The following is a 21,683-nucleotide window of genomic DNA, read 5'->3' on the forward strand; positions in this document are numbered from 1 at the left end:
GTCGCCACAGGGAAACGACGACGAGATCCTTACGCCCGACTCACCGGCCCGGCGCCGCCGGGGTCGCGGCGGCCTGGTCGCGCAGGCCCCAGGGCGAGCCGTACGCGGTGAGCAGGTCGAGGAAGGGTCGGGGCGGCAGCGCTTCGGGGCCGAGGACGCCCGACCCGGACCACACGCCGCCGGCCAGGAGTTCCATGGCCACCACCGGGTTGACGGCGGTCTGCCAGACGACGGCCTGGGAGCCGTACTCGCGCATGGACCACTGGTTGTCGACCACGTGGTAGAGGTAGACCTCGCGCGGCAGGCCGTCCTTGGTGCCCTTGACCCAGGTGCCCGCGCAGGTCTTGCCGGTCATCCGGTCGCCGAGACCGGCCGGGTCGGGCAGGCAGGCCGCGACCACGTCGCGGGGCGAGACCCGGACCGGGCCGTGCTCGCCGCGGACGGTGACCGGCTCGGTGGAGTCCAGGCCCAGGGCGTGGAGCGTCTTCAGCTTGCCGATGAAGTCGTCGCCGAGGCCGTACTTGAAGGTGACCCGACGCGCCCCCACCCAGCGCGGGATGAGGAGGACCTCCTCGTGCTCGACGTTGACGCACTCGACGGGACCGATGCCCTCCGGGAAGTCGAAGACCTCCGGCTCGCTGAACGGCTCGGTGGTGAACCAGCCGCGCTCGCGCTCGTACACCACGGGCGGGTTCAGGCACTCCTCGATCGTCGTCCAGATGTTGAAGGACGGGGCGAAGTCGTAGCCCTCGACGGCCAGGTTCGCCCCGTCACGGATGCCGATCTCCTCGATCTCGTCGAAGAGTTCGTCGGCCGCGTAGCGGGCGAAGACGTCGGAGAGTCCCGGCTCCACGCCCATGCCGACGAGCGCCAGCCGGCCCGACTTCTCCCATTCCTCGGCCCGTTCGAACTGCTCGTCGCCGAGCTTCACCCCGCACTCGCCGTGCGGGTGTTCGGGGTGCGGGCGGGAGAGGGACATGGCCATGTCGAGGTAGTGACTGCCCGCCGCCAGCGCCGCGTTGAACAGGGGCATCACGAAGCGCGGGTCGGTCGCGTTCATCAGGACGTCGCACCCGTGCTCGGTCAGCAGTCGGGTGACCGCCGCCTCGTCGGAGGCGTCGACGCGGCAGGCGCTGAAGCGCTGTTCCGCGTCCCCGAGGGCCGCGACGGCGGCCTGCGCGCGGCCGAGGTCGTAGTCGGCGACGACGAAGTGGTCGAAGAAGTCGCGGCGGGCGGCGATCCGGGTGATCGCACTGCCGACACCGCCGGCACCCACGAGCAGAACACGCATGGCGAGGTCCTTTCTCTGTGAGGCGTGTGCCTCGGGGTCTGATGGAACCCGCCGCCACGAGCTAAGGTCAATGCTGTTGGCATAAGCTCGGCCGGGCGCCCGCGGCGTGGCGCGCGGCCGTAGGGAAAACGACGGAGAGGGCGGGCGATGGCGAAGGACGTGGTCCCGGAGGACGCGCGCAGGCGGCGGCGTCCGACCCGGCAGGGGACGGTGCTCTCCGAGCGGTTGATCGTCGAAACCGCCCTGCGGATGGTGCGCGAGCACGGCAGCGCGGGGCTGTCGGCCCGGCGGCTCGGCGCCGCCCTGGGCGCGGACCCCAGCACCCTGTACCGGTACTTCGACGGCATGGACGGCCTGACCCTGGCCATGGGCGAGGAGCTGATCGGCCGGGCGCTCTCCGGGTGGGTGCCGACCGGGCGGTGGCGTGATGACCTGCGCGCCCTGGGGCTCCGCATTCACGGCGCGTACCTCGCGCATCCGCAGGCGGCGCTGCTGACCGCGAGCCGGGTGACCGGTCGGCCGCGGGAGATCGCCGCCGACGAGGCGATCCTCGGCAGCCTGCGCGGCGCGGGGTTCCCCGACGACGACGCCGTACGGATCTACCACGCCTACATCGACCAGTGCCTGGCCTTCGCGGCGCTCGACGCCGGCCCGTTCGCGCTGACGGCGAAAGCCCGCGAGGCGGACGAGGAGCGCTGGGAGTCGACGTACGCCCGGTTGCCCGCCGACGCGTACCCGAACATCGCGGCCACCGTCGGGCTGCTGGCCGCCCGGATGCCGCACAGCGCCTACCCGGTCGCGCTGGAGATGCTCCTGGACAGCGCCGCGCGCGAACTGGGCGACCTGCCCGCGCGCTGAGCCGGGGCTCGCTTATGCCAACACCATTGACCCCCTGTACGGGACACGGGTTTCCTCGTCGCATTCACGCCCCGTTCACACCGCACAGTGAGGGACCATGGTCGAAGACACCCCGCGGACGCCGGCCGCCACGCTCAGACCCGATGCGATCGGTTTCGTCGACGCCCTCGCCATCGGGCTCAACGCCACCTCGCCGGCGTACTCACTGGCCGCCGTCATCGGACCGATCGTCGCCCTGGTCGGCGTCCACGCTCCCGGGGTGATGCTCGCCTCATTCGTGCCGATGGTGCTCATCGCCTCCGCCTTCTACTACCTGAACCGGGCCGATCCGGACTGCGGCACGACCTTCTCGTGGGTGACCCGCGCCCTGGGGCCGACGGCCGGTTGGCTCGGCGGCTGGGCGATCACGATGACCGGCGTCCTGGTGGTGGGTTCGCTGGCGGACGTGGCCGTGAACTTCGGCCTGTTGGCCGTCGGACTCGACGGTTGGGCCGCGAACACCCTGGTCCGCCAGTCGCTGACCGTGCTGCTGATCGTGGCGATGGCCGCGCTGTGCGTACGGGACACCCAGACCGCGGCGCGTCTGCAGAACGTCCTCGTCCTGTTGCAGACCGTCTGCCTGTTCGTCTTCGCGGCCGTCGCCCTCCACAAGGTCTTCTCCGGTACCGGCTCCCTCGACGCGGTACGTCCCGCCGCCGGCTGGCTCAACCCGTTCGGGGCCGGGGGCACGGCGCTGACGGGCGGGCTGCTGCTCGGCGTGTTCGTGTACTGGGGTTGGGAGTCGGCCGTCAACCTCTCCGAGGAGACGACGGATCCCTCCTCCACCCCGGGCAGGGCCGGCATCTGGTCGACGGTGGTGCTGCTGGCCACGTACGTCTCGGTGGCGTTCGCCGTCGTCGCCTTCGCGGGCACCGCCTATCTGAGCGCGCACGCCGACGACGAGGAGGCCGTGTTCGCCTCGCTGGCCCGGGAGGTCCTCGGCGGCTGGGACTGGGTCGTCCTCCTCGCCGTGGCGACCTCGGCGCTCGCCTCCACCCAGACGACGATCATCCCGGCTTCCCGTACCGCGCTGTCCATGGCGCGCAGGCACGCCCTGCCCAGCCGGTTCGGTCGGATCCACGGCCGCTACCGCACCCCTGCCGTCAGCACGTGGTGGGTCGCCGGCACGGCCACCGTCTGGTACCTGCTCATCCACCGGATCAGCGAGAACGCCCTCGCCGACTCCCTGACGGCGCTCTCCCTGCTCATCGCCTTCTACTACGCCCTCACCGGCATCGCCTGCGCCGTCTACCACCGGCGCCGGCTGACGGCGGGAGTACGCGAGTTCCTGTTCATCGGCGCCGGTCCCGTCATCGGCGCGGTGATGCTGATCTGGCTGCTCGTCGAAGCGGTCGCCGACATGGCGGACCCGGCCAACTCGGCCGGCGGGACGTCCTGGTTCGGCCTCGGGCCGCCCTTGGTCATCGCCCTCGGCCTGAGCCTCGTCGGCACCGTGGTGATGCTGGCCCGGCGCGCGGTGTCCGGCGCGTTCTGGACGGAGCGTCCCGGTGTGTACGAGGGCCCGGACGCGCCGGCATCGACCGGGGGGAGGCCGGCCGACAGGGACGCGACCGAACCGGCACCGGAGGCGGACCGCGTGGCGGCCGGGCCCGCCGGCCGGTCCCGTCAGTCCCGGTAGACGAGGACGAACTCGTCGTACGGGTGGGCGCCCCGGCCGTCCGCCGTCTCGTCGAGGGCCCGGCGCAGCGCGTGCAGGTGGCCGGTGGTGAGCTGGAGCGGGGGCTCGTCCGGCTGGTGCGTGGTGCCGCGCGGGTAGTCCTCGCCCGGCCTGGTGGTCATCTCGATGTGACAGCCGAGGACGTGACGGACGGGGCGGGTCGCGCAGAAGTCCAACAGCCGGTCGACGGTGGCCGAGTACGCCGCCCGGTCCTCGATGTAGAGCCGGCCCGGGTAGACGGAGTCGCCGGTCAGCAGCAGCCCGGTGTGCCGGTCGTGGAAGACCAGTCCGGCCTCCTGGTGGCCGGGGCCGGGCAGCAGGTCGAGGATCCGGCCGCCCAGATCGAGCTCCCCGGTCCGGTGCGGCCAGTCCACCAGCGCGAAGGACGACGTGACCTCGTCCAGGCCCGCGCCCACGACCGTGGTGAGCGGCCGGTCCGCGAACTGGCCGTCCGCCGCGGTGTGGTCGCCGTGCCCGTGGGTGTGGGCGACCAGCAGGCCGTATCCGGGCCGCGGGTGGCGAGCCAACCAGTCCGCCACGAGGGTGTCGACCGTTGCCCGCAGCGGGAAGTGGGCGGCTTCGGCGGAGGCGCCCGTGTCCAGGAGCAGGGCGCGGTCATTGCCGAAGAGGAGGAACAGGAACGGAGCCTCGTAGTGCACGGACTTGTTCTGGCGCAGGATCACCGTGTGCTCGGTGTACGCGTGGACCTGGATCTCCGGCGCCGGGTCATGCCGGGGCGAGGGCCACCCCGCGTGCCAGACGACGTCGAGGCGGCCTTCGACCGGGGTGTCCCGCAGAAAATCGATCACGCGTCCAACCTACCCGCGAGTCGGTCGGCGCGGGCATGCGGATCGGAGCGGCGGACGGTCCGCGAGGAGGGCGGGCGCGGGCGTGTCGGTGGCCGCCGCGGGGACGGTCGGTCGACCATGGGGTGAGGAAGGAGCCCGCCATGCCGGATCAAGGACCCAACACCCCCCGCACCACCGAACTCGACGCGCGCTACAGCTCGGCTCTCAACCCCCGCCCGGGCGCGGAGGACGTCACCGCCACCGACTGGGAGCGGGCGCGTCGGCAGTTGGCCGCCGCCGAGATCTTCTGGGTGTCCACGGTGCGGCCCGACGGCCGCCTGCACGTCACCCCCGTCATCGCCGCCTGGCACGAGGGAGTGCTGTACTTCTCGACCGGTCCGGGGGAACAGAAGGCGAGGAACCTCGCCCACGACGGCCACTGCGCGGTGACCACCGGCGGGAACTCCCTCTCCGAGGGGCTCGACCTGGTCATCGAGGGGATGGCGGAGCCGGTTTCGGATCCGGCGGCGCTCGAGGAGGTGATCGCGGCGTACGAGGCGAAGTACGGTGCGCACATCACCTCCCCCGAGGGGACCTTCCACGGCATCGGGGACGCGTTCCGCACGGGGAACGCCGTGGTGTTCGCGGTGGCGCCGACCGCGGCGTACGGCTTCGGCCGCGACGACGGGGTGTACAGCCACACCCGGTGGACGTTCTGACCGGGCGCGGCTGAAGGTCGCAGGCGGTGCGTCCCCGGCGCACGCGGCGGCCGTGTATCGCGGGCGTATCGAAAACCGCATACGCCCGGGCAACGACCCCTCGTGTCCCATGGGCCCATGACCCACGACGTGTCCCTGTCCCTGTCCGCGCCTCCCCGCCGCCGGCGCGGGTTCGTGTTCCTCGGCCTGGCGTTCCTCGGTGTGGTCGGCGCCGCGTTCCTGATGCGGCGAATGCTCCTGATGTCCGCCCCGAGGTGCCTGTCCGGTCGGTGGCACGGCTGCTTCGACACCTTCAACGGTGTTGTGTTCATGACCCTGCTCACGTTGCCGCTGTCCCTGCTGCTGGTGTGGGCGCTGGCCCGCCGGCGGCGCGCCGCCGGGATCACGGCGGCGTGGCGGACGTCGCTGGCCGAGGTGGGGATGGTCCACGGGACGGTGCCGTTCGTCTGGATGATCCTGATGCCGGGCGCCGGCGCGGGCGTCGTCCCCGGTCGGGTGAGTTTGGTGCCGCTGCTGGACCTGGTCACGATGGGGCCGCTCGGCATCGCCGGGAACCTGCTGGTCTTCGCGGCGTTGGGGTTCTTCGCCCCGATGCGGTGCGCGGCCGTCGCGTCCGTACCGCGACTGCTCGCCCTCGGGGCGGGCTGCTCGGTGGTGGTCGAGACCGCGCAGTACGTCCTGCGGTTGGACCGGGTGTCCTCCGTGGACGACGTACTGGTCAACGCCGTCGGCGCCGTCCTCGCCGGGCTGGCGTCACGCCGCTGGTGGCGCAGCCGGGCGGGGGCGACCACCTAGGCTGGCGGCATGCGCGTACTGATCGTGGAGGACGAGCCGTACCTCGCCGAGGCCGTCCGTGACGGCCTGCGGCTGGAGGCGATCGCCGCCGACATCGCCGGCGACGGCGACTCCGCCCTGGAACTGCTCGGCGTCCACTCCTACGACCTCGCGATCCTCGACCGCGACATACCCGGCCCCTCCGGCGACGAGGTCGCGCGGCGCATCGTCGCCTCCGGCAGCGGCATCCCGATCCTGATGCTCACCGCTGCCGACCGGATCGACGACAAGGCGTCCGGGTTCGGGCTCGGTGCCGACGACTACCTCACCAAACCGTTCGAGCTGCGGGAGCTCGTCCTGCGGCTGCGGGCGCTCGACCGCAGGCGCGCGTACGCCCGTCCCCCGGTGCGCGAGATCGCGGGCCTGCGGCTCGACCCCTTCCGCCGGGAGGTCTTCCGCGACGGACGGTACGTCGCGCTCACCCGCAAACAGTTCGCCGTGCTCGACGTGCTCGTCGCCGCCGAGGGGGGTGTCGTCAGTACGGAGGAACTGCTGGAGCGGGCCTGGGACGAGAACGCCGACCCCTTCACCAACGCCGTCCGCATCACCGTCTCCGCCCTGCGCAAACGGCTCGGCGAACCATGGGCCATCGCCACGGCGCCGGGCGTCGGCTACCGCATCGCGGCCGACCACGACATCACCGGCCCCGACGGTACGGATGCCTAGGCGACCGGGGCCCAGTGCTCGGCTGAAGCTCACCCTCAGCTATGCCGGGTTCCTCGCCGTCGCCGGGGCCCTCCTGCTGGCCGTGGTGTGGGTGTTCCTGCTGCGGTACGTACCCGACAACACCAAGGGCCTGCTCGGGATCTCGCCCAACCGGTACCTCCTCGTGCGCACCTTCGCGCCCGCGGCGGCCGTGGCGATGGCCTTCCTGCTCGTGTTCGGTCTCGTCGGGGGGTGGGTACTCGCCGGACGGATGCTCGCGCCGCTCCACCGGATCACGGCCGCGGCCCGGACGGCCGGCTCCGGGTCACTGTCCCACCGGGTCCGCATGGAGGGCCGCCTGGACGAGTTCCGTGAACTCGCCGACACGTTCGACGCGATGCTCGAACAGTTGGAGTCGCACGACGCCGAGCAGCGGCGGTTCGCCGCGAACGCCTCGCACGAACTGCGCACCCCGCTGGCCGTCTCCCGGACGCTGCTCGACGTCGCCCGCCGGGATCCCACCCGGGACCGGGACGCGCTGCTCGCACGCCTGCAGGTGGTCAACACGCGCGCGATCGACCTCATCGAGGCCCTCCTGCTGCTCAGCCGCAGCGACCGCGGGAACTTCGCCCGCGAGAGCGTCGACCTTTCCCTCGTCGCCGAGGAGGCCGCCGAAACCGTGCTCCCCCTCGCCGAACAGCGCGGCATCACGCTCGACGTAACCGGTGGAGCGACCCGGACGCCCGGCTCCGCGGAACTGCTGCTGCGCATGGTGACGAACCTCGTGCAGAACGCCGTCGTCCACAATCTGCCCGCAGGCGGCTCCGTGACGGTCCACACCGGGACGGAGCACGACGCGAGCGTGTTGCGGGTCGAGAACACCGGCCGTCCGGTGCCGGCCGACGTGGTCCCGACCCTCACCGAGCCCTTCCGACGGGGAGCCGAACGCGTGCGCACCGACGAGCACGCCGGTGTCGGCCTCGGTCTCGCCCTCGTGCACAGCATCGTCCGCACCCACGGCGGAAGCCTCGACCTGGTCCCCCGGCCGTCCGGGGGACTCCTCGTCACGGTGCGGCTTCCGGACGCCCCCGACGCGGTTCGCGAGGGGGGCCGCCCGGCCCGTTGACCGGACGTTCGGTACCGGCCCGGGTGCCCCGCGGTGCGGAGACGGGTCAGCGGAGCTTCGAGAGCCCCTTGTCCACCGTGCCCCGCGCACCGTCCGCGCCCGGCCGGGGCTTCCTCGGCGGGAAGGCGAGGCCGGTCGGCGTGTTGAGCCCGTCGGAGGCGAGGGTGACCTGGCCGCCGCCCGTCTCCCGTACGCGGACGACCCGGTTGTCGAAGCCGTCGGCCACGTAGAGGCCGCCGGAGCCGTCGAGCGCCAGACCCAGCGGATCGCTCAGGCCGGTGACGGGAACCGTGCTCTGCTGCCCGTCGGCCGCGGACACCTTCACCACGCGGTTGTTGCCGCTGTCGGAGACGTAGAGGTCGCCCGCCGCGTTGAGCGCGAGGCCGGTCGGCTGGGACAGACCGACCGTGGGCACCGTGGTCTGGCCGCTGCCGTCCGCGGCGACCTTGACGACGCGGTCGTTGACGAAGTCGGAGACGTACAGGTCACCGTCGGGCTCCAGCGCCAGGCCCCAGGGGTGCAGGAGGCCACTGGTGGGGACGGTCGTCTGGGGGCCGCCGCCGGCGGGCACCTTCACCACCCGGTCGTTGAAGCTGTCCGCGATGTAGAGGCTCCCGGCGGCGTCGACGGCGAGGCCGAGCGGGCGGGACAGGTCGACGGTGGGCACGGTGACCTGCCCGCCACCGTTCGGGGGCAGTGTCACCACCCGGTTGTTCCCGGTGTCGGAGACGTAGAGCGCGCCGGCCGCGTCCCAGGCGAGGCCGGTCGGGCGCACCAGCCCGTCGAGGGGTACGGTCATCTGCTCGCCCCCGTCCACCGGCAGGGTGACGACCCGGTTGTTGCCGTAGTCGCTGACGTACAGCGGCGGACCTGCCGGGGAGCGTCCGTCGACCGCGTCCGTCGCGCCGGCGGGTGCGGTCGGCAGGGCGCAGAGCATCAGCAGGCCGGTCACGGCCGCCAGCCGCCGGGTCCGTGTCCACGTCGCCGTAGGGCGGGTACCGGCCGTAAGCCGTCCGCGCGTACCCGCTCGTGCTCCTGCTCCTGCTCGTGCTCGTGCTCGTGCCGTCATGCGTTCCACGACTCACCCACCTGTTGCGACCGGCCCCCGTCACCCGCCGACCTTAGGAAGGCGTTCCGGCGGGCGCGGAAGCCACGCCATCGGCCGTACCGGCGCCACTCCAATGCCCCTGACGGTCGCCGGCGGTGCCGCCGACGGGAGGCGCCGCGTCACTTTCCGTCGGCTTCGGCCAGGGTGTGCGCGACGAGGGCGTTGGCGTGGCCGTGGCCCAGGCCGTGCTCCGTCTTGAGCCAGGAGACGAGTTCCATGTGTCGGGTGAGCGGGGACGCGCCGATGAGCGCCTTCCACTCGGCCACCGGGCGGCCGTACTTCTTCTCGATGGAGGGGAAGTAGGAGGCGGGGCCCTTCACGGTGTCGGTCATGGCGTCGTGTCCTTCGCTGTCGCTGTCGGTGCGGTCCCAGGGTTGACCCGGCCCGCGCGGAGAACTCATCGACCAGGCTTTGTGACCCGCGTCACATCGACACGGGGCCCTGGTGGGGCTGCTGATCCTCGGCGAGCGCATCGGCCGGACCGCGAACGTCGGCATCGTCCTCGTGGCCGTTTCGGGTGCCGCCGTGGTGGTGGATCTCCGAAGCCGCGCCGGAGCGGAGCGGTCGCCGCCGCGCGACGTCGACCCTGGTGACCTGCTCGCCGTTCCGGTGGCGAACGCGTACCAGCTGTCGATGGCGTCCGGCCACAACATGGTCGGCCGTCCCCCGGTGGTCGCCGTCGGGGACGGCAGGGCCCGGCTGCTGGTCCGCCGGGAGGCCCTGGCCGACTTCCGCAGCCGGGACGTCGGGCACTGAGCTGCCCCTTCGACTCCGCCCGGCCGGCTGTCGCGTCAGGGCCGCGTCAAGAGTTCCGGTACCCCCGTATGGAGCCCGTCAAGGTGGCTCAACACCCGGCTGAGCTCGCGGTTTGCTCGTCTTCGGCCACACAGGCCCATTCCATTTCATCACTTCATCCAGGAGCTCACGATGGCCGATCCGGCCTTCGTCGCCACCACGATCGCGGTCTTCGCGCTGGTGGCCCTCATCGCCAAGGGGGTGACGAAGCTGTGACCGTGGAAAACTTCGTCGGCCTCGCCGTCGCCGTCTCCCTGCTGGGATACCTGATCCTCGCCCTCCTGTTCCCGGAGAGGTTCTGAGCACCGCCATGAGCCCCGTAACCGCTGGTGTGCTCCAGCTGCTCGCGCTGATCGCCGCCCTCGCACTGGCCTACCGACCGCTCGGCGACCACATGGCCCGGGTCTACTCCTCCGAGAAGCACTGGAAGCCGGAGAAGTGGATGTACAAGGCCATCGGCGCCAACCCGGGGGCCGAGATGCGCTGGCCCGCCTACCTGCGCGCCGTGCTGGCGTTCTCGGCCGTGAGCGTCCTCTTCCTGTACGGCCTGCAGCGCCTCCAGGGCAGCCTGCCCGGGTCGCTCGGCTTCGTGTCGATCGACCCGGACCAGGCCTTCAACACCGCCGCGTCCTTCGTGGCGAACACCAACTGGCAGTCCTATTACGGCGAGCAGGCCATGGGCCACGTCGTGCAGACCGGCGGCCTGGCGGTGCAGAACTTCGTCTCCGCGGCCGTGGGCATGGCCGTCGCGGTGGCCCTCGTACGGGGCTTCGCGCGCTCCCGCACCGGTGAACTCGGCAACTTCTGGGCCGACCTGGTGCGCGGGACCGTACGCGTCCTGCTGCCGCTGTCCGTGATCGGCGCGCTGGTCCTGGTCGCCTGCGGAGTCATCCAGAACTTCTCCGGGATCCACGGGGTCGGCCAGTTCATGGGCGGCACGCAACAGTGGAACGGCGGGGCGGTGGCCTCGCAGGAGGTCATCAAGGAACTCGGGACGAACGGCGGCGGCTACTTCAACGCCAACTCCGCGCACCCCTTCGAGAACCCGACTCCCTTCACCAACCTGTTCGAGATCTTCCTGATCCTGCTGATCCCCTTCTCGCTGACCCGCACCTTCGGCCGGATGGTCGGCAACCTGCGCCAGGGCTGGGCGATCCTGGCGACGATGGCCGCCCTCTGGATCGGCTTCACCGCGCTGATGATGTGGACGGAGTTCGCGCACCACGGCCCGGCGCTCCAGGCCGCCGGCGGGGCGATGGAGGGCAAGGAGACCCGCTTCGGCATCGCCGGATCGTCGATCTTCGCCGTCGCGACCACGCTGACCTCGACCGGCGCGGTCAACTCCTTCCACTCCTCCTACACCGGCCTCGGCGGCGGGATCACCATGCTGGGCATGCAACTGGGCGAGATCGCGCCCGGAGGCGTCGGCTCGGGCCTCTACGGCATGCTGATCATGGCGATCATCGCGGTGTTCATCGCCGGGTTGATGGTCGGCCGCACCCCCGAGTACCTGGGCAAGAAGATCGGCACCCGCCAGATCAAGCTCGCCGCCTGTTACATCCTCGTCACGCCGACGGTGGTGCTCTGCTTCACCGCCGCCGCGATGGCGCTGCCGACGCCGGGCCGGTCGATGGCCAACGGCGGCGCGCACGGCTTCTCCGAGATCCTCTACGCCTACACATCGGGCGCCAACAACAACGGCTCCGCCTTCGCGGGCCTGAACGCCGACACCCAGTGGTTCAACAGCACCATCGGCATCGCGATGCTCCTCGGCCGCTTCCTGCCGATGGTCTTCGTCCTGGCACTGGCCGGCTCGCTCGCCGAGCAGCAGCCGGTGCCGGCCACGGCGGGCACCCTGCGCACCGACAAGCCGCTCTACGCGGGCCTCCTCGTCGGCACGATCCTCATCATCACCGGACTCACCTACTTCCCCGCCCTCGCGCTGGGGCCGCTCGCCGAAGGGCTCGCGTCATGAGCACCATCACCCCCACCCGTGCCCCGCACGAGGACCGGCCCGCCGGTCGCACGCCGGCCGGACGCGTCGGCGCGGGCCTGTTCGAACCCAAAGCGCTGGTCAAGGCGTTCCCCGACGCGGTGCGCAAGCTCGACCCGCGCGTCATGGTCAAGTCCCCGGTCATGTTCGTCGTCCTCGTCGGCTCCGTCGTCACGACGCTGCTGGCCCTGGCGGACCCGACGGACTGGTTCGGCTGGGCGATCACCGTCTGGCTGTGGCTCACCACGATCTTCGCGAACCTCGCGGAAGCCGTCGCCGAGGGCCGGGGCAAGGCCCAGGCCGACACCCTGCGCAAGGCCAAGACCGACTCCGTGGCCCGGCGACTGCTCCCCGGCGGCGGGGAGGAGCCGGTTCCGGGTACGGAACTGCGCGTCGGCGACCTGGTGGTGTGCGAGGCCGGCGACGTCATTCCGGGCGACGGCGACGTCGTCGAGGGTGTCGCCTCGGTCGACGAATCGGCCATCACCGGCGAATCGGCGCCGGTCATCCGGGAGTCGGGCGGCGACCGCAGCGCCGTGACCGGAGGCACCAAGGTGCTCTCCGACCGGATCGTCGTCAAGATCACCACCAAGCCGGGCGAGACCTTCATCGACCGCATGATCGCCCTCGTGGAGGGCGCGGCCCGGCAGAAGACGCCGAACGAGATCGCACTCGACATCCTGCTGGCGTCCCTCACGATCGTCTTCCTGCTCGCGGTCGTCACCCTCCAGCCGTTCGCGATCCACGCCGGCGCCGAGCAATCGATGATCGTGCTCACCGCGCTGCTGGTCTGCCTGATCCCGACCACGATCGGCGCGCTGCTCTCCGCCATCGGCATCGCCGGCATGGACCGGCTCGTCCAGCGCAACGTCCTGGCGATGTCGGGGCGGGCCGTGGAGGCCGCGGGTGACGTGTCGACCCTGCTGCTCGACAAGACCGGCACGATCACCCTCGGCAACCGCCGGGCCTGCGCGTTCGTCCCCGTCAGCGGCACCACGGCGGCCGAACTGGCGGACGCCGCGCAGTTGTCGTCGCTGGCCGATGAAACGCCCGAGGGTCGCTCGATCGTGGTCCTCGCGAAGGAGGCGTACGGGCTGCGCGAACGCCACCGGAGCGAGCTCGCGCACGCCGAGTGGATCGACTTCACCGCCCGGACCCGGATGTCGGGCGTCGACGCCGACGGCAGGAAAACCCGTAAGGGCGCGGCCGGTTCGATCATCGGTTGGGTGCGGGAGCGGGGCGGGCAGGTCGCCGAGGACGCCGGGCCCCTGGCCGATCGGATCTCCGAGGCCGGCGGTACGCCGCTGCTGGTCGCCGTCGAGGACGCGCGGGGCGCCCGGATCCTGGGCGTCGTCCACCTGAAGGACGTGGTCAAGGACGGCATGCGGGAGCGGTTCGAGGAACTGCGCCGCATGGGCATCAAAACCGTCATGATCACGGGCGACAACCCGCTGACGGCCAGGGCCATCGCCGAGGAGGCCGGCGTCGACGACTTCCTCGCGGAGGCCACTCCCGAGGACAAGATGGCCCTGATCAAGCGGGAGCAGGCGGGCGGCAAGCTCGTCGCGATGACGGGGGACGGTACGAACGACGCCCCGGCCCTGGCTCAGGCGGACGTCGGCGTCGCGATGAACACCGGTACCTCGGCCGCCAAGGAGGCCGGGAACATGGTGGACCTGGACTCCGATCCCACCAAACTCATCGAGATCGTCGAGATCGGCAAGCAGCTCCTGATCACGCGCGGCGCGCTGACGACGTTCTCCATAGCCAACGACGTCGCCAAGTACTTCGCGATCATCCCGGCGATGTTCGCCGTGGTCCACCCGGGCCTCGACAAGCTCAACGTCATGGGCCTGGCCTCCCCCGAGTCCGCGATCCTCTCGGCCGTCGTCTTCAACGCGCTGATCATCATCACGCTCGTGCCGCTGGCCCTCAAGGGCGTCCGGTACCGGCCCACCAGCGCCGACAGGATGCTCCGCCGCAACCTCGGGATCTACGGGCTGGGCGGCCTGATCGCCCCGTTCATCGGGATCAAGCTCATCGACATGCTCCTCTCCCTCGTCCCCGGACTGCGCTGAAACAGGAACGTGCTGACACCATGAACAGTTCTGCAGGAAACACCGCACGGCTCCTCGGCGCGGGCCTGCGCGCGCTCCTCGTGCTGACGGTGCTGTGCGGGGTGCTCTACCCGCTAGCCGTCACCGGCATCGCGCAGGCCGCTTTCCACGAAGGGGCGAACGGCTCGCGGATCGAGGACGGCAGCGGGCGGGTCGTCGGCTCGGCGCTCATCGGCCAGACCTACGACCTGCCCGACGAGGACACCGGCGACCCGGCCAAGGCCCCCGAGCCGGACCTCCGGTGGTTCCAGCCGCGCCCGTCCCACGGCCTCGGAACCAACAGCGTCAACACCCGGTACTCACTCATCCTGTCCGGCGCCACCAACAAGGCCGCCGACAACCCGGACCTGGTGAAGCTGGTCGAGGACGCCAAGGCCGCGGTCGTCGCGGACAACACCACGGCCTCGTACACCGTCAGCCCCCGGGACGTGCCGGCCGACGCCGTCACCTCCTCCGGCTCCGGGCTCGACCCGAACATCTCCCCCGCGTACGCCGCGCTCCAGGTCCACCGCGTCGCGGAGCGCGGCGGCCTCGACGTCGACCGGGTGGCGAAGCTGGTCGCGGACCACACCCAGGGTCGTACGTTCGGCTTCATGGGCGAGCCCCGCGTGAACGTGCTCGAACTCAACACCGCGCTCAGGGACCTGACCCGGCGCTGACGACGCGACGCCCACGAAAAGGGCCCGGTGGGGCGCGGAATCCGCGCCCCACCGGGCCCCCCGCGTCGAGGTTCACACCGTTTCGCGGCGGCGCGAGCGTCCCTCCGTCACGCCGGGTCCTTCGCCATGTCGGACGGCTCCGGCGTGCGGACCGAGAGGGGGGTCGCGATGTCCTCCAGGGAGCGGCCCTCGGCGGCGACCGCGTAGAAGACGGCCACCAGCCCCGCGGCGACCATCAGCGCGGCCCCGATGCAGAAGGCGAGGGCCGCGTCGGCCACCACGCCGCTGGAGGTGAGGCCGGCGAAGATCAGCGGTCCGGAGATGCCGCCCGCGGCGGTTCCGATGGCGTAGAAGAAGGCGATCGCCATCGCGCGGGTCTCCATCGGGAAAATCTCACTGACGGTCAGGTAGGCCGAACTCGCCCCGGCGGAGGCGAAGAAGAGCACGACGCACCAGCACGCGGTCATGGTCAGGGCGGTGAGTTGGCCGGCGCCGAAGAGCCAGGCCGTACCGAACAGCAGCAGACCGGACAGGATGTACGTGCCGGAGATCATCGGGCGACGACCGAGCGTGTCGAACAACCGGCCCAGCAGCAGCGGCCCGAGGAAGTTGCCGACGGCGATGACCGCGAAGTAGTAGCCGGTCACGGAGCTGGACACGTCGAAGAAGGTGACCAGGATGGAACCGAAGCCGAAGGTGATCGCGTTGTAGAGGAAGGCCTGACCGACGAAGAGGGACAGGCCCAGCACGGCCCGCTTCGGGTAGGTGCGGAACACGGTCTTCGCGATCTCCCCGAAACCGATGCTGCGGCGCACGGTGACGGTCATGGCGGCCCCCGGCTCCGGCAGCGGTTTCCCGGTTTCCGCCTCGATCTGTCGTTCGACGTCGGCGACCAGGTCCTCGGCCTCCTGCGCCCGGCCGTGCATGATCATCCAGCGCGGGCTCTCCGGGACGTGCCGTCGTACGAGCAGGATGACCAGGCCGAGCACGACGCCGAGGGCGAACGTCAACCGCCAGCCCACCGACGGCGCGAAGATCTCGGTGTTCAGGGCGACGACGGACAGCAGGGCGCCCGCGACCGCGCCCAGCCAGAAACTGCCGTTGATGATGAGGTCGACGCGGCCGCGGTACTTGCTGGGGATCAGCTCGTCGATCGCGGAGTTGATGGCCGCGTACTCGCCCCCGATGCCGAAGCCGGTCAGGAAACGGAAGAGGAAGAACCACCAGGAGGAGAAGGACAGGGCGGTCAGGGCCGTCGCGGCCAGGTAGACCGCGAGCGTGATCAGGAAGAGCTTCTTGCGGCCGAAGAGGTCGGTGAGACGGCCGAAGAACAGGGCACCTGCGCAGGCTCCCGCCACGTAGAGGGCGGCGGCCAGGCCCGTGACCTGGGCGTCGGTAATGGACAGGCCGCTGTCGTCCTCGGAGAGGCGGCTGGCGATGCTGCCCACGACGGTGACTTCGAGACCGTCCAGGATCCAGACGGTGCCCAGTCCGATGACGATCATCCAGTGCCACCGGGACCAGGGCAACCGGTCCAGCCGCGCGGGCACCTTGGTGGTGACGGTTTGCGTGTTCACCGTCTGTGAGGTCTCCGACATGCCGCACGTCTGCCCCGGGCCCCCCGGGTCAAACGGGGCCGCTCCGGGGGTCGTTGCCCCGGCGGGACCCCGTTCGGGGGACGCCTCCTCACGGGGTCGGGTCGGCTCCGACGGCCTGCCGGTACGCCACGTGCCCGCCGAGCGCGCCCGTCACGGCGACCGCCGCCAGCCCGGCCACCGACCACAGCCGGCCCTTCACCGGACCACCGCGCAGGCGTGCCCCCAGGGACAGCGCGTAGCAGGTGACCGCGGCGGCGTTCGCCGCCGCGTGGGCCAGTCCGACCCGGGCCTGTCGGGGCGGCAGGTCCGCCCAGTCGACCCACCCCGCCACCGCCGCCGGGGCGACACCGGCCAGGCCCACGGCCGTCAGGATCGTCGCGGCGCGGCCCGCTCCCGGTACGACGTCCAGCACTCCGGCCGACAACCAGCAGCCGATGGGGACCTGGACCAGGATCGGATGCAGGGGGTGACCCAGCGGCCGGCCGCGCAGCACGTCGCGCGCGCCGCCCAGCGGGAGCGAGCGGACCGTCCGTTGGAGGCGCCGGATGACGGGGTCGGCGACGGTGGTCCGTTCGAGCCGGTCGAGGCCCTTGAGCCAATGGGTCGCGACGGCGCTCAGGGCCGAGGGCCGCCCGGCGTGCGGGTGCCTGTCGGGGACCGGGGCGTCGAGGGCGTGTGTGTTCATGTCCGGCGCCTACCCGCCCTCGCCCGGCCGTCCCACACCGGGCTCGACGGACCCCGCTCCAGCCGGCGGCAGCAGCGGCTGCGGCTGCTGCTGCGGCGGAAATCGCGTCCGGAATCGTCCTCGGGCCCCGCCCGGAACGGCTGCGGAACCGGTTCGGCTGATCTCGGGAATTGGGGGCAGAAGGCCAGCGACGAGAAGGGATGGTCCGGATGCCCGGTACCAATACGTGGCTCGACCGCGTGAAGAACGGCGCCAACGCGGTCGGCGAACGGCGCGCGCGGGCCTTGGCGCGCCGCAACGCCGAGTACGAGGCCGAGTACGCGGAGCAGGCCGAGCGGATGGCCCAGCTCCGCAGGGCCCGTACGCGGGTACCGGACCCGGCGCGGGCGGTGCCCTGGGGCGTCCGCGTGGCCGCGGAGGCGGCCTGGCGGTTCCTGGTCCTCGCCGCCGCCCTGTGGATCGTGATGCGGGTGATCGGCGCGGTCCGGCTGGTCGCCCTCGCCTTCGTCGTCTCGCTGTTGGTCACCGCCCTGCTCCAGCCGACCGTCGCCCGCCTGCACCGCAGGGGGCTGCCGCAGGGGTTGGCCACCGCGGTGACCGCGATATGGGGGTTCCTCGTACTGGGTCTCGTCGGTTGGTTCGTCGTATGGCAGGTGCTCGACAACCTCGACACCCTGTCCGGCCGCCTCCAGGAGGGCATCGCCGAACTGAAGCGGTGGCTGATCGACAGTCCGCTGCACGTGACCGAGCAGCAGATCAACGACGTCGCCCAGAAGCTGAACGACGCGATCGGCACCAGCACCAGCGAGATCACCTCGACCGGCCTGCAGGGCGTGACCGTCCTGGTCGAGATCATCACCGGCATGCTGCTGGCGATGTTCTGCACGCTGTGCCTGCTCTACGACGGCCCGCGCGTGTGGCAGTGGACGCTGAAGCTGCTCCCGTCCGCCGCCCGTCCGGGCGTGGCCGACGCGGGTCCGCGGGCCTGGCGGACGCTGACCGCCTACGTACGCGGAACGATGATCGTCGCCCTGATCGACGCCCTGTTCATCGGCGTGGGCATCTACTTCCTGGGCGTGCCCCTGGCCGTGCCCATCGGCGTCGTGATCTTCCTGGCCTCGTTCGTGCCGCTGGTCGGCGCCGTGGCCTCCGGGGCGCTCGCGGTGATCGTCGCCCTGGTCACCCAGGGCGTGTTCACGGCCCTGATGGCGCTGGTGGTGGTGCTCGTCGTCCAGCAGATCGAGGGCCACATCCTGCAGCCGTTCATCCTCGGCCGGGCGGTACGCCTGCACCCGTTGGCGGTGCTCCTGGCCGTGGCCACGGGCGGGCTGGTCGCCGGCATCGGCGGCGCGGTCGTCGCCGTCCCGCTGGTGGCCGTCGCCAATACGGTGATCGTGCACCTGCGCGCGTACGCGGCCGACGAGGACGCGGAACCGGGCGACGGTCCCGAGGCCGTGGGGCAGGACGCCGACGGGGACGGGACGTCCCTCCCCGTCGAAGGCGCGGAGGCACGCGGGGACGACACCGAGCCCCCGCGGCCGGAGGAAAGGCCGCAGGGGCTCACGTAGCGGACCGCTCTCAGGAAGCGGAGCGGTCCGGGGATCCGGTCGGAAGGGGTGCGCGGGGCGACAGGTGGTAGATGGCGAAGGCCCGGTCGATGACCGGCATCGCCACGTTGCGCACCCGCACCCCGCCGGCCGTCATGCCGTGTTCGGTGCCCGAGTGGGCGTGGCCGTGGACGGCGAGGTCGGCCCCCGCGCCGTCCATGGCCTCCGCGAGGAGGTAGCTGCCCAGGAAGGGGTAGATCTCCAGCGGTTCCCCGGCGAGCGTGTCGGGGACGGGCGCGTAGTGCGTGAGGGCGATACGCAGGTCGCTCCCGGCCTCTTCGAGGCCGTGCAGCGCCTTCTCCAGGCCTCCCGCGCAGGTGCGGGTGTACTGGATGAAGGCCTTCATCTCCGGTTCCCCGAAATCGCTGCCGCTGCGGCCCGCGAAGCCGCCGCCGAAGCCCTTGGTCCCCGCCACGCCGACCCGTGTGCCGTCGAGGTCCAGGACGACTCCGGTGCCCTCCAGGACGTGCACCCCGGCGGCCGTGAGCTCCTCGGCGACGGCTTCCTCCTGGTCGCTCTGGTAGTCGTGGTTGCCGAGCACCGCGACGACGGGGACGGCCAGCCCGGCCACCTCGCCGGCGACCACCCTGGCCTCCTCCCTGGTGCCGTGCCGCGTCAGGTCACCGGCCAACAGCAGCAGGTCCGCGCAGTCGCCGAGGGTGTCGAAGGCGGGCCGCAGGAAGCCGGCGCTGCCGGGGCCCAGGTGGATGTCCCCGACCGCCGCCACCCGGATCACGACAGCTCCTCCGCCCGGTCGGGCGGCGCGGGTCGACTGACCATCAGGTCCTCGTGCCAGTCCAGTCCGGCCAGTTCCTCGGCGGCGAGCCTCAGCACCTCGGCCCGGCACTCCGGGCTGGTGACACTGCCCGAGATCAGCGCTCCCGATCCGCGCGCCTCCACGCGTACGCCCAACTCCGCGATGTCCTCGCGGGCCAGCCGGTCGCGCAGGTGCTCGATCCGGTACTCCACCATGTCGTGGGACGTCATCAGCTCTCCTCCCGTCCCGGTCCGGCCGACCCGGATCCGTCGGTGTTCCTGGCTCCGGTGTTCCTGCCGTCGGTGTTCTCGGCTCCGGTGTTCTCGGCTCCGGTGTTCCTCGCCTCGATGACGCGCAGCCGTTCCAGCAGGTACAGGAACGCGTCGGGCAGCGGTTCGGACCCGTGGTCCCGTTCCAGCCGGGCCCAGTCGATCTGCTCCCGCAGCATGCGTGCCATCGGCAGCAGGTCACCGAAGTCGCAGTAGTGCTCGCAGAGCGCGGCGAGCCGGCTGCCCATGAGGTCCGTGGGCGCGAGGACGGGCATCCACACCGAGTCGACCGCTTTCACGTCGGCCCGGGCCAGGAGTTCCGTACTCACCGGCCGCCGCTCCAGCTCGAAGATCAGGTCGATCTCCTCCCCACCGGAACGGCCCTTGACCAGCCAGTCCTCGGGGGCGCGGCGCATTTCGATGCCGCCCTCGTCCAAGGCCTTGATGACCGCGTCGGCGTCCTCGGGACGGACGCAGAAGTCGGTGTCGTGCTGGAACATGGCCGGCAGTCCGTGGGCGAACGCGGCCACGCTGCCGGCCAGGGCGAAGGGCAGCCCCGACCGTTTGAGCAGGGCGGCGACCAATTTGGTGGTCTCCAGGATCGCCTGGGTGTGGTCCTTGGGCAGGGGGCCCTCGGCGGGCACGGGCGGGCTCAGGGCCTGGGGTGCCGCGTGCCCGGTGGGGGCGGGCGGCGGCGGCTTCGTGGACGTCATGGCAAGCGCGTACCCGTCCCGCCGCGCCGGAATCGCCCGGCGCCGGTGGAGTGCCCGGACCGGTGGAGTGCGGTCGGACCGTACGGGTAGGCGCCCCGCGTGTGTCCGCGCCGTGCCCGACGGCACGGGGCGCCCCGTGGCGGGCCGCGGACGCCGTCCCCGGAAAGGGAGGCACCCGCCCATGCGTCGGACAGTGGAGGAAGGCCCCGGAGGGACCGGCGGAGCCGGTCTGCGCGTCGTGGTCGTCGGGGCGACCGGCAACGTCGGGACGAGTGTCGTACGGGCGCTCACGGAGGATCACGGCGTGGAGTCCGTGCTGGGCCTGGCCCGACGGGTCCCCGGCTGGCGGCCGCCGAAATCGCGGTGGGAGGCCGTGGACATCGAGCCGGGCGGCGAGGACCTCGTACCGCTGTTCACCGGCGCGGACGCCGTCGTCCACCTCGCCTGGAAGTTCCAACCGACCCATCACCCGGCCGAGACCTGGCGCACCAACGTCCTCGGGAGCCTGCGCGTCTTCGACGCGGTGGCCGCCGCGGGCGTACCGGCGCTCGTGCACGCCTCCTCGGTCGGCGCGTACTCCCCCGGTCCCAAGGACCGTGCGGTGGACGAGTCCTGGCCCACGCACGGCTGGCCGCAGGCCGCTTACACGCGGGAGAAGGCGTACCTCGAACGGGTCCTCGACACCTACGAGATCAAGCATCCGGAGATCCGGGTGGTGCGGATGCGGCCGGGCTTCCTCTTCAAACGGGAGGCCGCCTCCGAGCAGCGACGGATCTTCGCGGGTCGGTTGCTGCCGGGCCGTCTGGTACGGCCGGGGTTGGTGCCCGTGGTGCCCGGTCTGCCGGGGCTGCGCTTCCAGGCCCTGCACACCGATGACGCGGCGAGCGCGTACCGGGCGGCCGTCGCCCTGCCGGTACGGGGCGCCTTCAACCTGGCGGCCGAACCGCCGCTGGACTCCGACGTGCTGGCGCGGCTGTTCGAGGCGCGGCCCCTGTCGATGCCGGCCGGTCCAGTGCGGGCCGCCCTCGCGGCGGCGTGGCGGCTGCACCTGGTGCCCGCCTCCCCGGACCTGTTGGACGCGGTGCTGCACCTGCCGCTGATGGACTCCACCCGGGCGAGGGAGGAGCTCTCCTGGGAGCCCCTGCACACCTCCGTGGAGGCGATCGGCGAGTTCCTCGCCGGGTTGCGGGACGGGGCGGGGGCGGACACCGCGCCGCTCGCCGCGGACCGTACGCTCCACCAGCGCCTGGACGCTCTCGCGGACCGCGTCGTCCGGGCGTGAGCGCTTTGCGGGACGGCGGGCCCCGCACACCACACAGCCTCGGGGGGGGGGGCGGCGGGGGGGCGGGCGGGGGGGGGGGGGGGGGGGGGGGGGGGGGGGGGCGGGCCCGCGGGGGTGGGCGC

At 72.0% G+C, this 21,683-nt stretch carries 21 protein-coding genes and 1 pseudogene; 13 read left to right on the forward strand and 9 right to left on the reverse strand.

The window, feature by feature from the left end; translation table 11 throughout:
- Positions 1-40 precede the first annotated feature (40 nt).
- Complete coding sequence (locus ACZ4XJ_RS01265) at positions 41-1,291, reverse strand: saccharopine dehydrogenase family protein (protein ID WP_362875585.1); 1,251 nt, start codon at positions 1,289-1,291, stop codon at positions 41-43.
- Positions 1,292-1,438: 147 nt separating this feature from the next.
- Between ACZ4XJ_RS01265 and ACZ4XJ_RS01270 the strand changes: the two genes are divergently transcribed.
- Positions 1,439-2,149, forward strand: coding sequence for a TetR/AcrR family transcriptional regulator (locus ACZ4XJ_RS01270; RefSeq protein ID WP_383996568.1), 711 nt, complete (start codon positions 1,439-1,441; stop codon positions 2,147-2,149).
- Between the two features lie 97 nt (positions 2,150-2,246).
- A complete protein-coding gene (locus tag ACZ4XJ_RS01275) occupies positions 2,247-3,827 on the forward strand; it encodes an APC family permease (RefSeq protein ID WP_468494867.1) in 1,581 nt (526 codons plus the stop codon).
- Here the strand turns inward: ACZ4XJ_RS01275 and ACZ4XJ_RS01280 are convergent.
- Complete coding sequence (locus ACZ4XJ_RS01280; protein ID WP_362875588.1) at positions 3,815-4,675, reverse strand: MBL fold metallo-hydrolase; 861 nt, start codon at positions 4,673-4,675, stop codon at positions 3,815-3,817. The two genes, ACZ4XJ_RS01275 and ACZ4XJ_RS01280, sit on opposite strands and share 13 nt — an antisense overlap.
- Positions 4,676-4,815: 140 nt before the next feature.
- Between ACZ4XJ_RS01280 and ACZ4XJ_RS01285 the strand changes: the two genes are divergently transcribed.
- The 4 genes from ACZ4XJ_RS01285 (at position 4,816) to ACZ4XJ_RS01300 (ending at position 7,978) form a co-directional block, all read left to right on the forward strand.
- On the forward strand, positions 4,816-5,373 hold the full coding sequence (locus tag ACZ4XJ_RS01285) for a pyridoxamine 5'-phosphate oxidase family protein (RefSeq protein ID WP_468494868.1): 558 nt from the start codon (positions 4,816-4,818) through the stop codon (positions 5,371-5,373).
- Between the two features lie 117 nt (positions 5,374-5,490).
- Complete coding sequence (locus ACZ4XJ_RS01290; protein ID WP_468494869.1) at positions 5,491-6,168, forward strand: VanZ family protein; 678 nt, start codon at positions 5,491-5,493, stop codon at positions 6,166-6,168.
- Between the two features lie 9 nt (positions 6,169-6,177).
- On the forward strand, positions 6,178-6,873 hold the full coding sequence (locus tag ACZ4XJ_RS01295) for a response regulator transcription factor (RefSeq protein ID WP_362875591.1): 696 nt from the start codon (positions 6,178-6,180) through the stop codon (positions 6,871-6,873).
- Positions 6,866-7,978: a sensor histidine kinase gene (locus tag ACZ4XJ_RS01300; RefSeq protein WP_468494870.1), complete on the forward strand. Its 1,113-nt coding sequence runs from the start codon at positions 6,866-6,868 to the stop codon at positions 7,976-7,978. The genes ACZ4XJ_RS01295 and ACZ4XJ_RS01300 overlap by 8 nt, the downstream gene beginning before the upstream one ends.
- Positions 7,979-8,024: 46 nt before the next feature.
- Here ACZ4XJ_RS01300 and ACZ4XJ_RS01305 read toward each other — a convergent pair whose 3' ends face one another.
- Together ACZ4XJ_RS01305 and ACZ4XJ_RS01310 are read right to left on the reverse strand one after the other, a co-directional pair.
- The gene (locus ACZ4XJ_RS01305) at positions 8,025-8,930 is read right to left on the reverse strand and encodes a virginiamycin B lyase family protein (protein ID WP_362875593.1); all 906 of its coding nucleotides are present in this window, start codon (positions 8,928-8,930) and stop codon (positions 8,025-8,027) included.
- Positions 8,931-9,205: 275 nt separating this feature from the next.
- Complete coding sequence (locus tag ACZ4XJ_RS01310) at positions 9,206-9,418, reverse strand: DUF4287 domain-containing protein (RefSeq protein ID WP_362875594.1); 213 nt, start codon at positions 9,416-9,418, stop codon at positions 9,206-9,208.
- 238 nt (positions 9,419-9,656) lie between these two features.
- Here ACZ4XJ_RS01310 and ACZ4XJ_RS01315 point away from each other — a divergent pair.
- From ACZ4XJ_RS01315 to ACZ4XJ_RS01335, 5 genes and pseudogenes are all read left to right on the forward strand, one after another.
- Positions 9,657-9,842, forward strand: a pseudogene (locus ACZ4XJ_RS01315) (diaminopimelate decarboxylase); the annotation flags it as partial.
- Between the two features lie 251 nt (positions 9,843-10,093).
- The gene (gene kdpF / locus ACZ4XJ_RS01320; protein ID WP_362875595.1) at positions 10,094-10,183 is read left to right on the forward strand and encodes a K(+)-transporting ATPase subunit F; all 90 of its coding nucleotides are present in this window, start codon (positions 10,094-10,096) and stop codon (positions 10,181-10,183) included.
- Between the two features lie 8 nt (positions 10,184-10,191).
- Complete coding sequence (gene kdpA / locus ACZ4XJ_RS01325; protein WP_468494871.1) at positions 10,192-11,856, forward strand: potassium-transporting ATPase subunit KdpA; 1,665 nt, start codon at positions 10,192-10,194, stop codon at positions 11,854-11,856.
- A complete protein-coding gene (kdpB, locus tag ACZ4XJ_RS01330; protein ID WP_468494872.1) occupies positions 11,853-13,952 on the forward strand; it encodes a potassium-transporting ATPase subunit KdpB in 2,100 nt (699 codons plus the stop codon). The genes kdpA and kdpB overlap by 4 nt, the downstream gene beginning before the upstream one ends.
- Positions 13,953-13,972: 20 nt before the next feature.
- Positions 13,973-14,650, forward strand: coding sequence for a potassium-transporting ATPase subunit C (locus ACZ4XJ_RS01335; RefSeq protein WP_362875598.1), 678 nt, complete (start codon positions 13,973-13,975; stop codon positions 14,648-14,650).
- A 107-nt stretch (positions 14,651-14,757) separates the two neighbouring features.
- Here the strand turns inward: ACZ4XJ_RS01335 and ACZ4XJ_RS01340 are convergent, their stop codons facing one another.
- Positions 14,758-16,248, reverse strand: coding sequence for an MFS transporter (locus ACZ4XJ_RS01340; RefSeq protein WP_362875599.1), 1,491 nt, complete (start codon positions 16,246-16,248; stop codon positions 14,758-14,760).
- Between the two features lie 88 nt (positions 16,249-16,336).
- The gene (locus ACZ4XJ_RS01345) at positions 16,337-16,933 is read right to left on the reverse strand and encodes a DUF2231 domain-containing protein (protein ID WP_468494873.1); all 597 of its coding nucleotides are present in this window, start codon (positions 16,931-16,933) and stop codon (positions 16,337-16,339) included.
- Between the two features lie 200 nt (positions 16,934-17,133).
- On the opposite strand from ACZ4XJ_RS01345, the gene ACZ4XJ_RS01350 reads away from it, so the two are divergent.
- Positions 17,134-18,501 (forward strand): AI-2E family transporter, encoded by a 1,368-nt coding sequence (locus tag ACZ4XJ_RS01350; protein WP_468494874.1) that lies wholly within the window; start codon positions 17,134-17,136, stop codon positions 18,499-18,501.
- A 10-nt stretch (positions 18,502-18,511) separates the two neighbouring features.
- Here the strand turns inward: ACZ4XJ_RS01350 and ACZ4XJ_RS01355 are convergent, their stop codons facing one another.
- The 3 genes from ACZ4XJ_RS01355 to ACZ4XJ_RS01365 are packed head-to-tail and all read right to left on the reverse strand — an operon-like array spanning position 18,512 to position 20,279.
- Positions 18,512-19,276: a metallophosphoesterase family protein gene (locus tag ACZ4XJ_RS01355; protein WP_468494875.1), complete on the reverse strand. Its 765-nt coding sequence runs from the start codon at positions 19,274-19,276 to the stop codon at positions 18,512-18,514.
- Entirely contained in the window at positions 19,273-19,527 is a 255-nt protein-coding gene (locus tag ACZ4XJ_RS01360; protein ID WP_362875603.1) for a hypothetical protein, read from the reverse strand. Before ACZ4XJ_RS01360 ends, ACZ4XJ_RS01355 begins: the two co-directional genes overlap by 4 nt.
- A complete protein-coding gene (locus tag ACZ4XJ_RS01365; protein WP_468494876.1) occupies positions 19,527-20,279 on the reverse strand; it encodes a hypothetical protein in 753 nt (250 codons plus the stop codon). The genes ACZ4XJ_RS01360 and ACZ4XJ_RS01365 overlap by 1 nt, the downstream gene beginning before the upstream one ends.
- A gap of 181 nt (positions 20,280-20,460) precedes the next feature.
- On the opposite strand from ACZ4XJ_RS01365, the gene ACZ4XJ_RS01370 reads away from it, so the two are divergent.
- Positions 20,461-21,561 (forward strand): NAD-dependent epimerase/dehydratase family protein, encoded by a 1,101-nt coding sequence (locus tag ACZ4XJ_RS01370; protein WP_468494877.1) that lies wholly within the window; start codon positions 20,461-20,463, stop codon positions 21,559-21,561.
- Positions 21,562-21,683: the final 122 nt, after the last annotated feature.

The sequence above is a fragment of the Streptomyces sp. NPDC029836 genome (assembly GCF_055574495.1).